The 13973-nt window shown below is 71.4% G+C and carries 12 protein-coding genes; 10 read left to right on the forward strand and 2 right to left on the reverse strand.

What is annotated here, in order from left to right; genetic code table 11:
* Positions 1-158: 158 nt before the first annotated feature.
* Positions 159-623: a DUF1178 family protein gene (locus CR162_RS20390; protein ID WP_099097341.1), complete on the forward strand. Its 465-nt coding sequence runs from the start codon at positions 159-161 to the stop codon at positions 621-623.
* Positions 624-643: 20 nt separating this feature from the next.
* Here the strand turns inward: CR162_RS20390 and ubiG are convergent, their stop codons facing one another.
* Complete coding sequence (gene ubiG, locus CR162_RS20395) at positions 644-1375, reverse strand: bifunctional 2-polyprenyl-6-hydroxyphenol methylase/3-demethylubiquinol 3-O-methyltransferase UbiG (protein ID WP_245870509.1); 732 nt, start codon at positions 1373-1375, stop codon at positions 644-646.
* 133 nt (positions 1376-1508) lie between these two features.
* Here ubiG and CR162_RS20400 point away from each other — a divergent pair, with 133 nt between their 5' ends.
* The 8 genes from CR162_RS20400 to CR162_RS20435 all read left to right on the forward strand — a co-directional run bounded on the left by CR162_RS20400 (position 1509) and on the right by CR162_RS20435 (position 10183).
* Positions 1509-2729, forward strand: a complete 1221-nt coding sequence (locus tag CR162_RS20400; RefSeq protein WP_099097345.1) for an aspartate kinase — start codon at positions 1509-1511, stop codon at positions 2727-2729.
* A 56-nt stretch (positions 2730-2785) separates the two neighbouring features.
* The gene (locus CR162_RS20405; protein WP_099097354.1) at positions 2786-3796 is read left to right on the forward strand and encodes an NAD(P)H-dependent flavin oxidoreductase; all 1011 of its coding nucleotides are present in this window, start codon (positions 2786-2788) and stop codon (positions 3794-3796) included.
* A gap of 94 nt (positions 3797-3890) precedes the next feature.
* A complete protein-coding gene (locus CR162_RS20410) occupies positions 3891-4895 on the forward strand; it encodes a helix-turn-helix domain-containing protein (RefSeq protein WP_099097346.1) in 1005 nt (334 codons plus the stop codon).
* A gap of 120 nt (positions 4896-5015) precedes the next feature.
* Positions 5016-6134 carry a flavodoxin-dependent (E)-4-hydroxy-3-methylbut-2-enyl-diphosphate synthase gene (gene ispG, locus CR162_RS20415; RefSeq protein ID WP_099097347.1) on the forward strand — a complete coding sequence of 373 codons (1119 nt, stop codon included), beginning with the start codon at positions 5016-5018 and terminating at the stop codon, positions 6132-6134.
* A 5-nt stretch (positions 6135-6139) separates the two neighbouring features.
* Complete coding sequence (hisS, locus tag CR162_RS20420; protein ID WP_245870510.1) at positions 6140-7465, forward strand: histidine--tRNA ligase; 1326 nt, start codon at positions 6140-6142, stop codon at positions 7463-7465.
* 129 nt (positions 7466-7594) lie between these two features.
* A complete protein-coding gene (prfA, locus tag CR162_RS20425; RefSeq protein ID WP_099097349.1) occupies positions 7595-8650 on the forward strand; it encodes a peptide chain release factor 1 in 1056 nt (351 codons plus the stop codon).
* The gene (gene prmC, locus CR162_RS20430) at positions 8643-9512 is read left to right on the forward strand and encodes a peptide chain release factor N(5)-glutamine methyltransferase (protein ID WP_099097350.1); all 870 of its coding nucleotides are present in this window, start codon (positions 8643-8645) and stop codon (positions 9510-9512) included. The genes prfA and prmC overlap by 8 nt, the downstream gene beginning before the upstream one ends.
* Positions 9513-9739: 227 nt before the next feature.
* On the forward strand, positions 9740-10183 hold the full coding sequence (locus tag CR162_RS20435) for a DUF4167 domain-containing protein (protein ID WP_245870511.1): 444 nt from the start codon (positions 9740-9742) through the stop codon (positions 10181-10183).
* Between the two features lie 64 nt (positions 10184-10247).
* Here the strand turns inward: CR162_RS20435 and CR162_RS20440 are convergent, their stop codons facing one another.
* Positions 10248-11012, reverse strand: coding sequence for an MOSC domain-containing protein (locus CR162_RS20440; protein ID WP_099097352.1), 765 nt, complete (start codon positions 11010-11012; stop codon positions 10248-10250).
* Positions 11013-11152: 140 nt separating this feature from the next.
* On the opposite strand from CR162_RS20440, the gene clpB reads away from it, so the two are divergent.
* On the forward strand, positions 11153-13720 hold the full coding sequence (gene clpB / locus CR162_RS20445; RefSeq protein ID WP_099097353.1) for an ATP-dependent chaperone ClpB: 2568 nt from the start codon (positions 11153-11155) through the stop codon (positions 13718-13720).
* The last annotated feature ends 253 nt before the right edge of the window (positions 13721-13973 follow it).

Below are 13973 nucleotides of genomic sequence, written 5' to 3' on the forward strand. Positions count from 1 at the left end.
GGCTGCGACGACCTCTTCGCACTGGACCGCGCGGGCAAGCTGGATGCCATGCTGCAGGCGGCATGAGCCGCCGCGTGGCCCCTGAACGAGGCCCCAGAACGATCCGCGCCGGCCGTGCCGGCGGGAGCACAACCGGCCAGATGGCAACCGGATAAGGCATGATCCACTACCAGCTCCGCTGCGACCAGGACCACGGCTTCGATGGCTGGTACAAGGACAGCGCGGCCTTTGAGAAGCTTTCCAGGGCCGGCATGATCGACTGCCCGATCTGCGGCAGCAGCAAGATCGGCCGGGCCTTGATGGCGCCCGCCATCGCCAAGGGCCGCTCCGCCGAGCCTGCACCCGCCGTCCAGCCGCCCGTCCCGGCCGAGGGCGTTCCCCAGGCGGCGGCCGGCCCGATGCCGGCCCAGGTCATGGCGCTGTTGCAGCGGATGCGGGCCGAGGTCGAGAAGAACTGCGACTATGTGGGCGCCGACTTCGCCGAGGAGGCCCGCCGCATGCACCGGGGCGAGAGCGAGCATCGCGGCATCTATGGCGAGGCCAGCGATGGCGACGCCGAGGCGCTGCGGGAGGAAGGCATCGCCGTGGCGCGCCTGCCCTGGGTGCCGCGCGCCGACGGCTGAGGCCGGCGGCCCGGCCGCGCTCAGTCGCGGCGCATGGCGGTGATGTAGTTCACCGAGACGTCGCGGCTTTCCCGCCAGTCGCGGCCGCCCCGGACGGGGGACATGCCGGCGATGTCCGTCACCCGCAGCCCGGCGCGGCGCGCCTCGGCACCCAGCTCGGCGGGGGTGACGAACATCTTCCAGTCATGCGTGCCGCGCGGCAGCAGGCGCAGGATGTATTCCGCCCCCACCTTGGCCAGCAGGAAGGAGCGCGGGGTGCGGTTCAGCGTGGACAGGAAGACCAGCCCGCCCGGCTTCACCAGCCCGGCCAGCGCGGCGAGAAAGGCGGGGCGGTCCGCCACATGCTCGATCACCTCCAGCGCCACCACCGCATCGAAGCGGCGGCCCTCGGCGGCCAGCTCCTCCGGCATTCCCTCGCGGTAGTCGATGGAGAGGCCCTCCGCCCCGGCATGGGCGCGGGCGGCGGCCAGGGCGGCGGGGGCGGCGTCGAGGCCGGTGACGGCCGCGCCCATGCGGGCCAGCGCCTCGCTCGCAAGCCCGGCGCCGCAGCCGATGTCCAGCACCGAGAGGCCGGAAAGGTCGGTCCCCGCCCGCCCTTCGGCGGCGGCGAGGCGGCGGCCGATCCAGCCGGTGCGCAGCGGGTTCATCCGGTGCAGCGGCGCCATCGGGCCCGAGGGGTCCCACCAGCGCGCGGCCAGGGCGTCGAACTTGGCGATCTCGTCGGTCCGGGCGGTGGGGATGGGCTGGGGCATGGCGCGGTCTCCAGGCTGGAACGCGCCGGATGCCGGTTGCGGCCACGCGCTCTGCCCGTTATCTGTCGCACCCCTTCGCGGACCGCAACCGCGGCCGTGGCACATTCCTCCTCGGACCTCCTTCAGAACCCGCATGGCACGCATCGTGATGAAGTTCGGCGGCACCTCCGTCGCCGACCTGGACCGTATCCGCAACGTCGCCAACCGGGTGAAACGGGAAGTCGATGCGGGCAATGAGGTGGCGGTGGTCGTGTCCGCCATGTCCGGCGTCACCAACCAGCTGGTGAAGTGGTGCCAGGAGCTTTCGCCGCTGCACGACGCGCGGGAATATGACACCGTCGTCGCCACGGGCGAGCAGGTGACGATCGGGCTGCTGGCCATCGCGCTGCAGACCATCGGCGTCGATGCCCGCTCCTGGCAGGGCTGGCAGGTGCCGATCCGCACCGATGACGCGCATGGCAAGGCGCGCGTCGAGGAGATCGAGGGCGCCGCGCTGATCGGGCGCATGAAGATGGGCCAGGTGCCGGTGGTGGCGGGGTTCCAGGGGATCGGCCCCGACAACCGCGTGACCACGCTGGGCCGCGGCGGCTCCGACCTGTCCGCCGTGGCGATCGCCGCCGCGGTGAAGGCGGACCGTTGCGATATCTACACGGATGTCGATGGCATCTATACCACCGACCCGCGCATCGTGCCCAAGGCGCGTAAGCTGCAGGCGGTGGCCTATGAGGAAATGCTGGAACTGGCCTCGGTCGGCGCCAAGGTGCTGCAGACGCGGTCGGTCGAGCTGGCGATGAAGCAGCGGGTCCGGGTGCAGGTGCTCTCCTCCTTCGAGGACAAGCCGGGCTCCATGGTTGTGGATGAGGACGAGATCGTGGAACAGCCGCTGGTGACGGGCGTCGCCTATTCCCGCGACGAGGCGAAGGTGACGCTGCGCCGGGTGCCGGACAAGCCGGGCATCGCCGCCCATGTGTTCGGGCCGCTTTCGGCCGCGAACGTCAATGTCGACATGATCGTGCAGAACCTGGGCGCCGACGGCACCACGGACATGACCTTCACCGTCGGCAAGACGGACCTGCCGCGCGCCAAGGCGGTGCTGGAGGAGCAGCGCCCGACCATCGCCTTCGAGGCGATGCTGGCCGATCCGGACGTGGCCAAGATCTCCATCGTCGGCATCGGCATGCGCTCCCATGCGGGTGTCGCCGCCACCATGTTCAAGGCGCTGGCGGAGAAGGGCATCAACATCCAGGTCATCTCCACCTCGGAGATCAAGACCTCCGTGCTGGTGGGCGCCGAGTACACCGAGCTGGCCGTGCGCGCCCTGCACACCGCCTACGGCCTGGACGCCGAGGGCTGATGCCCGTGGACGCGCCCGTGGAACTCCCCCGCGCCGAGATGCCCCCCCGGCCGGAGATGGCGGCGATCGACGCGCTGATGGCGCGCGGCGCCGCCTTCCTGGGCGTGCGCCATGCCATCCTTGGCGGTGCCATGAGCTGGGTGAGCGAGCGCCACCTCGTGGCCGCCCTCTCCAATGCCGGCGCCTTCGGTGTCATCGCCTGCGGCGCCATGATGCCGGACCGGCTGGCCGAGGAGATCGCCGCCACCCAGGCGCTGACCGACAGGCCCTTCGGCGTCAACCTGATCACCATGCACCCGAAGCTGATGGAGCTGGTGCAGGTCTGCCTCGACGCGAAGGTCGGCCACATCGTCTTCGCCGGCGGCATCCCGCCGGGGCCCGCCATCAAGGCGGCCAAGGAAGGGGGCGCCAAGGTCATCTGCTTCGCGCCCGCGCTGGCCCTGGCCAAGAAGCTGGTCCGCTCCGGCGCCGACGCGCTGGTGATCGAGGGTTCCGAGGCGGGCGGGCATATCGGCCCGGTCAGCCTGACGGTGCTGGCGCAGGAGATCCTGCCGCATGTGCGCGAGGTGCCGGTCTTCGTGGCGGGCGGCATCGGGCGCGGCGAGGCCATCCTGTCCTACCTGGAGATGGGCGCGGCGGGCGTGCAGCTCGGCACCCGCTTCGTCTGCGCCACCGAATGCGTGGCGCACCCCAACTTCAAGCGCGCCTTCATCCGCGGCGCGGCGCGCGACGCGCTGCCCACCGTGCAGCTCGACCCGCACTTCCCCGTGATCCCGGTGCGCGCCCTGCAGAACGACGGCACCCGCCGCTTCCTGGAGCACCAGGCCGAGGTGGTGCGCCGCTTCAAGGCGGGCGAGCTGGACAAGGAGGCGGCGCAGCTCGACATCGAGCACTTCTGGGCCGGGGCGCTCCGCCGCGCCGTTGTGGATGGCGACGTGGAGAATGGCAGCCTGATGGCCGGCCAGAGCGTTGGCATGGTGACGCGGGAGCAGCCCGCCGCCGAGATCATCGCCGAGTTGCTGGACCAGGCCGCCGCGGCCCTCGCGGCACGCCGCGCCGGCCACTGAGCCATGACCCCCGGCGGCAGCCCGCCGGGGTGGGAAGACCGCCTCGCCATGTTACGGCTGGCCGCGGCAGCGGCCGCGCGGGAGGTGTTTCCACATGCCTTATGAGCCGAAGCGCCCGAACCGGTCCGAGGAGAAGCCCGCCGAGGCCCTGCGCGTCGGCGAGGAACTGCGGGAAGCGCGCCTTTCCCTGGGGATCAGCCTGGAGGAGATGGCGGAGCGGCTGCGCATCAACCGCCGCTATATCGCCGCGCTGGAGGATGGGCGGATAGCCGACCTGCCGGGCGCGGCCTATGCCATTGGCTTCGTGCGCAGCTATGCCCAGGCCATGGGGCTGGACGCGCCGGACCTGGTGCGCCGCTTCCGGGAAGCGGCGGGGAAGGGGCCGCGCGGGCGGGACCTCGTCTTTCCCGAGCCGGTGCCGGAGCGCGGCGTGCCGACGGGCGCGGTCATCCTGGTGGGGGCGCTCCTGGCCATCGGTGCCTATGCCGGCTGGTACCGCTGGAGCGGATCGGGGGAGCGGGTGGTGGATGCCGTGCCGGACCTGCCGCCGCGCCTGGACCAGGCGGCGCGCGAGGCCGGCTCGCCGCCGCTGCCCGGCCTGCCGCCGGGCGGGGCGCCAGCCGCCCCGGCCACGCCCGGACCACCCGGCCCTCCCGCCACCACCCCTCCGGTGGCGGTGCCGCCCCTCGCCGCGCCGCTCGCCCCCATGGCCCAGCCGCCCGCCATGCCGCCTGCCGCGCCCTCCGCCGGCGGTGACGGCGCGGGCAGCGCGACCGCTTCCGCCTCCCCGCCCGCCGCCGAGGCCGCCCCGCTCGCCGGCCGCATCGTGCTGCGCGCCACGCAGGAAAGCTGGGTGCGGGTGAGCGAGGCCCGTGGCAACCGCGTGGTGTTCGAGCGCGTGCTGCAGCCGGGCGAGACCTACGAGGTGCCGCAGACGCCTGGGCTGCTGCTGAACACCGGCCGCATCGAGGGGCTGGTGGCGGAGGTGGATGGCGTGCCATCGCCCGCCTTCACCGACAACACGGGCGTGCGGCGGGACATCCTGCTGGACCCGGCGCGGCTGCGCGAGGCGCCGCCCGGCCAGCTGCCCACCCGCTGACGCCACGGAACGGTAACGCCCCTCCGCCCGGGAAACGCATGCCATGGCCCGTCCATGGCTTGGCCGCCGGGCGGTGTGCTGCCATATCGGCGCCATGCCGAAGCGGGAGGCCTGACCGCCATGTCCTATCGTCCCTACCAGCAGATCCTGCGCCGCAAGTCCCGGCAGATCCGTGTCGGCAAGGTGCTGGTCGGCGGAGACGCGCCCGTCTCCGTGCAGACCATGACCAACACCCCGACCGAGGACGCCGCCGCCACCATCGCGCAGATCCGGCGCGCCGAGCTGGCGGGGGTCGACATCGTCCGCGTCTCCTGCCCCGACGAGGCGTCGACCGCCGCCCTGGCCGAGATCGTGCGCGAGGTGAACGTGCCGGTCGTGGCGGACATCCATTTCCACTACCGGCGCGCCCTGGAGGCGGCCGAGGCGGGGGCGGCGTGCCTGCGCATCAACCCGGGCAACATCGGCTCCAAGGAGCGCGTGAAGGAGGTCGTGAAGGCCGCGTGCGACCATGGCTGCTCGATCCGCATCGGCGTCAATGCCGGCAGCCTGGAGCGGCACCTGCTGGAGAAGTATGGCGAGCCCAACCCGGAGGCGCTGGTCGAGAGCGCGCTCTGGCACGCCGCCCACCTGCAGGAGCTCGACTTCCACGAGTTCAAGATCAGCGTGAAGGCGTCGGACGTGTTCCTGGCCGTCGCCGCCTACCAGCAGCTGGCCGAGGCCTGCGACCACCCGCTGCACATCGGCATCACCGAGGCGGGCGGCAAGCGCACCGGCACGGTGAAGTCCTCGATCGGCCTGGGCTCGCTGCTCTGGGCCGGCATCGGCGACACCCTGCGCGTCTCGCTCTCCGCCGAGCCGGAGGAGGAGGTGCATGTGGGCTGGGACATCCTGAAGTCGCTCGGCATCCGCCACCGCGGCGTGAAGATCATCTCCTGCCCCTCCTGCGCCCGGCAGGGCTTCAACGTCATCAAGACGGTGGAGGCGCTGGAGGAGCGGCTGGCGCATATCGAGACGCCGCTGACCCTTTCCATCATCGGCTGCGTGGTGAACGGGCCGGGCGAGGCGCTGATGACGGATATCGGCGTCACCGGTGGTGGCAACGGGCGGCACATGGTCTATCACGCCGGCAGGACCGACCATACGGTCCAGGGCGAGCGGATGGTCGATCACATCGTGGAACTGGTCGAGAAGAAGGCCGCGGAGATCGCCGCGGCCCCGGCCAGCCAGGCGGCGGAGTAGAAGTCTTGAGCGGAATGCAGCCGGTTCGTGGCACCAAGGATCTGATCGGCGAGGCCTTCCGCCGCCACCACCACGTCATCGAGACGGCGCGGCACGTCACCACCCTCTACGGGCTGGAGGAGTGGTCCACGCCGATCTTCGAGGCGACCGGCGTCTTCGCCCGCTCGCTGGGCGAGACCTCGGACGTGGTGTCGAAGGAGATGTACACCTTCGAGGACCGCGGCGGTGACTCGGTCACGCTGCGCCCCGAGAACACGGCCGGCATCTGCCGCGCCCTGGTGTCCAACGGGCTCACCCAGGGCGGGCTGCCGCGCAAGGTGTTCTATGCCGGCCCGATGTTCCGCTACGAGCGGCCGCAGAAGGGCCGCTACCGCCAGTTCCACCAGATCGGCGCCGAGATCCTGGGTGCCGCCGAGCCGCTGGCCGATGCCGAGGTGATCGCCTGCGGCTGGCAGATCCTGCAGCATCTCGGCATCGATGACGGGGTGGTGCTGGAGATCAACACGCTGGGCGACGCCCCCAGCCGCGATGCCTACCGCGCCGCGCTGGTGGCCTATTTCACGCAGCACCGGGACAAGCTCTCCGCCGACAGCCAGGTGCGGCTGGAGAAGAACCCGATGCGCATCCTGGACAGCAAGGATGCGGGCGACAAGGCGCTGGTGGCCGGCGCCCCCACCATCCACGAGCACCTGACGCCGGAGGCGGCCGCGTTCTACGCCGCCGTGAAGCGCCACCTCGACCTGTTCGGCGTGCCCTACCGCGACAACCCCCGCATCGTGCGCGGGCTGGACTATTACAGCCACACCGCCTTCGAGTTCGTGACCGACCGCCTCGGCGCCCAGGGCACCGTGATGGCCGGCGGGCGCTATGACGGGCTGGTGCAGGAAATGGGCGGCCCGCCCACCCCCTGCGTCGGCTGGGCGGCGGGCGTCGAGCGCCTGGCCGAGCTGCTGGCGGAAACGCCGGAGGCGAGCCCGCCGGTCGCCGTCATCCCCGTCAGCCCCGCCGAGGAGGGGCCGGCCATCGCCCTGACGCAGACGCTGCGCGCCTCCGGCGTGCCGGCCGAGATCGCCTACAAGGGCAACCTCAAGAAGCGCATGGAGCGGGCCAACCGCACCGGGGCGCAGGCCGCCGTCATCCTGGGCGAGAGGGAGGTGGCCGAGGGCGTGGTGGTGGTCCGCAACCTCTCGGATGGCACGCAGGAGCGCGTCGGCATGCCCGGCCTGCTTTCCGCCCTGGCCGCGGCCGGCGTGGTGGACGCCATGCTGGAGCAGGTGGTTGAAGGGCTGGAGGAAGGCCTTGGCCCCGATCCGGAGGACGCCGAGGACTGATCTCCCCGCCCGGCGCCGTGCCGGGCCCTCGCTGCCTTCCACCTGGCCTCCCGCCGGGCCTTCGCTGTTTTTCAACGAGTGGCGGGCGGGCCGGGATCTTGGCCGGCCAGCCCGCCATGGACCGAACGCATGAGCCTTTCCGAGAAGCTGGACCGCGTCCTTTACCGTGCCGACGAGCTGCGTGCCCTGCTGGAGACGGCCGAGGGCGCGCAGGTGGGCGCGCTGTCCAAGGAGCTGTCGGAGCTGGAGCCGCTGGTGGAGCGGGTGCACGCGCTCCGCGACGCGCAGCGCGCCCGGGACGAGGCCGAGGCGATGATGGCCGACCCCGAGATGCGCGAGCTGGCCGAGGCCGAGTACTACGCCCAGCGCGACGCCGTGCCGGTGCTGGAGCGGGAGATCCGCCTGCTGCTGCTGCCGCGCGACGTGGCCGATGAGGGCAGCGCCATCCTGGAGGTCCGCCCCGCCGCGGGCGGGGACGAGGCGGGGCTGTTCGCCGCCGAGCTGTTCGCGGCCTATCAGCGCTATGCGGCGCAGCGCGGCTGGCGCTTCGGCATCCTCGACTATGACGAGTCCGAGCTGGGCGGCATCAAGGGCGCGGTGGCCGAGATCGAGGGGAAGGGCGTCTTCGCCCGGCTGAAGTTCGAGAGCGGGGTGCACCGGGTGCAGCGCGTGCCGGCCACCGAGACGCAGGGGCGCATCCACACCTCCACCGTGACGGTGGCCGTGCTGCCGCAGGCGGAGGAGGTGGACGTCCAGATCAACGAGAGCGACCTGCGGATCGACACCTACCGCGCCAGCGGCGCCGGCGGGCAGCACGTCAACAAGACGGACAGCGCCGTCCGCATCACCCACATCCCGACAGGGACGGTGGTGGCGATGCAGGAGGAGCGCAGCCAGCACAAGAACCGCGCCAAGGCCATGAAGGTGCTGCGCGCCCGGCTCTACGAGGCGCAGCGCAGCCAGGCCAGCGCCTCCCGCTCGGCCGACCGCCGCGCCCAGGTGGGCACGGGCGACCGCTCGGAGCGCATCCGCACCTACAACTTCCCCCAGGGGCGCGTGACGGACCACCGCATCGGCCTGACGCTGCACAAGATCGACCGCGTGATGCAGGGGGAGTTCGACGAGCTGTTCGACGCGCTGGTGGCCGAGGACGAGGCCGCGCGGCTGGCGGCCGAAGGTGTCTGACCTTTCCTGCGCCGATCCGGCGGGCAGCGTCGGCGCCTTCCTGTGCCGCGCCGGGCAGCATCTGCGCGCCGCCGCCATCGAGAACCCCCGCATGGAGGCGCGGCTGCTGCTGGCCGAGGCCATGGGGGTGGACCAGTCCGCCCTGCTGCGGGAGCCGCGCGCGCCCGTCCCGCCGCCCGCCGCCGCCCGCTTCGGGGAGATGCTGCGCCGCCGCCTGGCGCATGAGCCGATGGCTTTCCTGCTCGGCCGCCAGGGCTTCTGGACGCTGGAGCTGGAGGTCTCGCCCGAGACGCTGATCCCGCGCGCGGATTCCGAGGCCATCGTCGAGGCCGCGCTGGCGGTGCTGCCATCGCCGGGCGGGCGGGTGCTGGATCTCGGCACCGGCACGGGCTGCCTGCTGCTGGCGGTGCTGTCCGAAAGGCCGGATGCCTTCGGGGTGGGGGTGGACCTCGCGCCGGGCGCGGCGGCGCTGGCGGCGCGCAACGCGGCCGCGAACGGCCTGGCCGGGCGGGCCGCCTTCCTGGCAGGGGACTGGGCCACGGCACTGTCCGGCCGGTTCGACCTGGTGCTGTCCAACCCCCCTTATATCGAGAGCGCGGCCATCCCCGGGCTGATGCCGGAAGTGGCGGCGCATGAGCCGGCGCGGGCGCTGGATGGCGGTGTGGACGGGCTGGACGCCTACCGGCGCATCGTGGCGGCGCTTCCCGACCTGCTCCAGCCGCAGGGCTGTGCCGTGCTGGAGTTGGGGCTGGGGCAGCGCGCGGCGGTTTCCGCCCTCGCGGAGGCCGCAGGTCTTGCGATTCGCGGCTGCCATGCCGATCTGGGCGGCGTCGAACGGGCGCTGGTTCTGGCGGCGCGCTGAAAAAACCGTTTGGCGGCAGTGCAGCACGCGGCTAGGGTGGTCCCGCGGCCCCGGGTGGATCAAGTCCCCCGGATGGACACGCCGGGGCGGAGGATGTGGCGGAACGCCATCGCCCCCCGGCGCCGCAGCGATGCAACTCCATCAGCAAGCCCCCCGGTGCGCTGTGGTCTGTGATGGACCACCTCTCCACCGGATGGCGCGAGCATGAGACGGCGAACGCAACACCAATGAACATGAAACGCATGCGCGGCCGTGGCGGCCATCGCCATGGTGGCGGCGGTGGTGGCGGCGGGCAATTCCGCCAGAACAACCACCAGCCCATGAACCGCAACCATGTGTTCGACTCGAACGGGCCGGACATGCGGCTGCGCGGCACGGCCCAGCAGCTCTTCGAGAAGTACCTGCAGCTGGGGCGTGACGCCACGGGTTCCGGTGACCGCGTGATGGCCGAGAGCTACTTCCAGCACGCCGAGCACTATTTCCGCATCCTCAACGCCATGGCCCAGGCTGCCCAGTCGCAGCAGAGCCAGGCGCCGCGCCGCCAGCAGAATGGCGCCGACGGCCAGGAAGGCGGCGAGGGGGAGGGGGCCGAGATGAACGGCCAGCCTCAGCCCGGCGGTTTCGACGCGGACGGCAACGAATCCGCCGAGCAGCGCGAGACGGTTCAGTAACCCCATTCCTGGCGGGGCGCGGCCTGATGGCCCGCCGCCGCCGGTGGGTTGGGCGACCCTCCTCTCAGGCGGCGTTCTCCAGCGCCTCCAGCGCATCGCCCAGCGCGACCTTGCCGCCTTCCACCACGGTGGCGTGCACCCCGAGATCGGCATGGCCGAAATGTTCCCGCAGCAGGCGCGGCACATCGGCATCCCGCTCGCCCGTCCGCAGGTTCACCTGCGTGGCCGGGCAGCGCACCGTGCGCTTGAACACGGACAGCCGCGCGCCGCCCAGCAGCACCTCCTGGCCCACCCAGTCGAGCTCCGCCCAGGCCGGCAGGCCGGAGAAATAGATGTTGGCGCGGAACCGCAGCGGGTCGAGCTTCAGCCCGGTGGCCTTCTCCAGCGACCTGATGCTGGCCAGGTTGACCAGCGAGACGCCCTTGGCCCGCTGGTCGGTGAAGGCGTGGCCGGGCGCCTCGGTGAAGCGCGGCGTGCCGCGCGCCTCCTCGCCCAGGTAGCGGGTGAGCAGGGCGGCGATGGCGGCACGGCCCTCGGGGCTTCCGGTGTCCGCCACCAGCGGCGGCTCGCCCGGCACGCGGAGCGACAGCATGCCGCTGCGCGCGTCATAGGCCGAGGCCAGCAGCGCGAGCCGGGCATTGGCCATCAGGCAGGCGAAGTTCTGCTTGGGCAGGAAGCGGGGCGCCGCCTCGTCGAAGGGCGCGTCCCCCTGGACCAGGGCGAAACGGCGGTCATGGGCGATGCACTCGCCCGGATGCAGCTCCACCGCCTCCAGCGCCTCGGCCGTGAGGCCCTTCACGGGGTAGCGGTAGAGATGCTCGACGCGCATCGGCTCAGCTCCTGCTTTTTTCGTGGCCCGGCCCTTGAAGGGGCACGTTTCCGCTTACCACATTCCTGACACGAACGGTGCCTGGCGTCGCCTTACAGGGACGCTGGGAAGCCGGTTGCCTCACCGGAGGGACCATAGTCATGGATATCGAGAAGTTCACCGAGCGCGCCCGCGGCTTCCTGCAGGCGGCGCAGACCATTGCGATCCGCGAGTACCACCAGCGCATCACCGCCGAGCACCTGCTGAAGGCGCTGCTCGATGACGAGCAGGGCGCCGCTGCCGGCCTGATCCGCGCCGCCGGCGCCGACCCGAAGCCGGTGCTGGAGAAGGTGGAGGCCGAGCTTGCCAAGCTGCCCCGCGTGCAGGGCGGCGGCGCCGGCCAGCCGCAATTCATGCCGGACATCGTGCGGGTGCTGGATGCCGCGCAGCAGCAGGCGAACAAGGCGGGCGACGCCTATGTGGCGCAGGACCGGCTGCTGACCGCGCTCGCCGCCAGCGACACGCCGGCCGGCCGGGCGCTGGTCGCCGCCGGCGCCACGGCGCAGAAGCTGGACGCGGCCATCGCCGCCATCCGCAAGGGCCGCACGGTGGACAGCGCCAATGCCGAGCAGAGCTTCGACGCGCTGAAGAAGTATGCCCGCGACCTGACCGCCGCGGCGCGCGAGGGCAAGCTCGACCCGGTGATCGGCCGCGATGAGGAGATCCGCCGCGCCATCCAGGTGCTGGCGCGCCGCACCAAGAACAACCCCGTGCTGATTGGCGAGCCGGGCGTCGGCAAGACCGCCATCGTCGAGGGCCTCGCGCTACGCATTGTCAATGGCGACGTGCCGGAGGCGCTGAAGGACAAGAAGGTGCTGGCGCTCGACCTCGGCGCCATGGTGGCCGGCGCCAAGTACCGCGGCGAGTTCGAGGAGCGGCTGAAGGGCGTGCTCACCGAGGTCGAGAAGGCGGCGGGCGAGATCGTGCTGTTCATCGACGAGATGCACACGCTGGTGGGCGCTGGCAAGGCGGATGGCGCGATGGACGCCTCCAACCTGCTCAAGCCCGCCCTGGCGCGTGGCGAGTTGCACTGCATCGGCGCCACCACGCTCGACGAGTACCGCAAGCATGTGGAGAAGGACGCGGCGCTGGCGCGGCGCTTCCAGCCCGTCTTCGTGGGCGAGCCGACGGTGGAGGACACCGTCTCCATCCTGCGTGGCATCAAGGAGAAGTACGAGCTGCACCACGGCGTCCGCATCGCGGACAGCGCCCTGGTGGCGGCGGCGACCCTTTCCAACCGCTACATCACCGACCGCTTCCTGCCCGACAAGGCGATCGACCTGGTGGACGAGGCGGCGTCCCGCCTGCGCATGCAGGTGGACAGCAAGCCCGAGGAGCTGGACGAGGTGGACCGGCGCCTGCTGATGCTCAAGATCGAGCGCGAGGCGCTGAAGAAGGAGGAGGACCCGGCGAGCCGCGACCGGCTGGCGAAGCTGGAGCGGGAGCTTTCCGAGCTGGAGGAGCGCTCCAACGCCATGGCGGCCGCCTGGCAGGCGGAGAAGGACAAGCTGACCTCGGCCCAGAAGGCCAAGGAGGAGCTGGACCGCGCCCGCACCGAGGTGGAGGTGGCGCAGCGCAAGGGCGACTATGCCCGCGCGGGCGAGCTGACCTACAGCGTGATCCCGCGGCTGGAGAAGCAGATCGCCGAGGCGGGGGGTGAGGGCGGCAAGCTGGTCAACGAGGCGGTGACGGATGAGGGCATCGCCGCCGTCGTCAGCCGCTGGACCGGCATTCCGGTGGACAAGATGCTGGAGGGCGAGCGCGCCAAGCTGATGCGCATGGAGGAGATGCTCCGCCAGCGCGTGGTCGGCCAGGAGGAGGCGTTGGAGGCGGTGTCCAAGGCGGTGCGGCGCGCCCGTGCCGGGCTGCAGGACCCGCACCGGCCGATCGGCAGCTTCCTGTTCCTCGGGCCCACGGGTGTCGGCAAGACGGAGCTGACCAAGGCCATCGCCGCCTTCCTGTTCGACGACGAGAAGGCGCTGCTGCGGGTCGACATGTCCGAGTACATGGAGAAGCACGCGGTGGCCCGGCTGATCGGCGCGCCGCCCGGCTATGTGGGCTACGAGGAGGGCGGCGCGCTGACCGAGGCGGTGCGGCGCCGGCCCTACCAGGTGATCCTGTTCGACGAGGTCGAGAAGGCGCATGAGGACGTGTTCAACGTCCTGCTCCAGGTGCTGGACGATGGCCGGCTGACGGACGGGCAGGGGCGGACGGTGGATTTCCGCAACACCCTGATCGTGCTGACCAGCAATCTCGGCTCCGAGATCCTGGCGGCCCAGCCGGACGGAGAGGACGTGGACCTGGTGCGTGGCCAGGTGATGAACGTGGTGCGCAGCCGCTTCCGGCCCGAGTTCCTCAACCGGCTGGACGAGATCGTGCTGTTCCGCCGCCTGGCGCGGAAGGACATGGGCTCGATCGTGCAGATCCAGCTCGGCCGGCTGCGGCATCTGCTGGAGGACCGCAAGATCACGCTGGAGCTGGACGCTTCCGCTGCCGACTGGCTGGCCGAGGCCGGATACGACCCGGTCTATGGGGCGCGTCCGCTGAAGCGGGTGATCCAGCGCAACCTGCAGGACCAGCTGGCCGGTCTGCTGCTGGAAGGCCGCGTGGCCGATGGCAGCGTGGTCAGGGTGACGGCGGGCGTCGAGGGGCTGGAGCTGGTCGTCTGAGGCTTTCTGGAACGCCTGCGGAATTTTTGTGAAAGCTGTTTGACAGAGGGGGGAGCCGGACGTAAAAGCCGGCTCCCGACGCTGAGGCGCTTCGAAAGAAACGGTTTCAGCGAGGGCGCCAAAAAAGATGGCGGGACTGGTTGACGGAGCCAATGGACGGCGCTAGATACCGCTCCCTGCCGCTGATGAGGCAGAAAGATTGAGCTTAAGGTTGTTGCAGCAGTCTGCTGCATTGCACTCGAAAGCTCAAGCG

The sequence above is a fragment of the Teichococcus rhizosphaerae genome (assembly GCF_002631185.1).
Lineage (GTDB): Bacteria > Pseudomonadota > Alphaproteobacteria > Acetobacterales > Acetobacteraceae > Pseudoroseomonas > Pseudoroseomonas rhizosphaerae.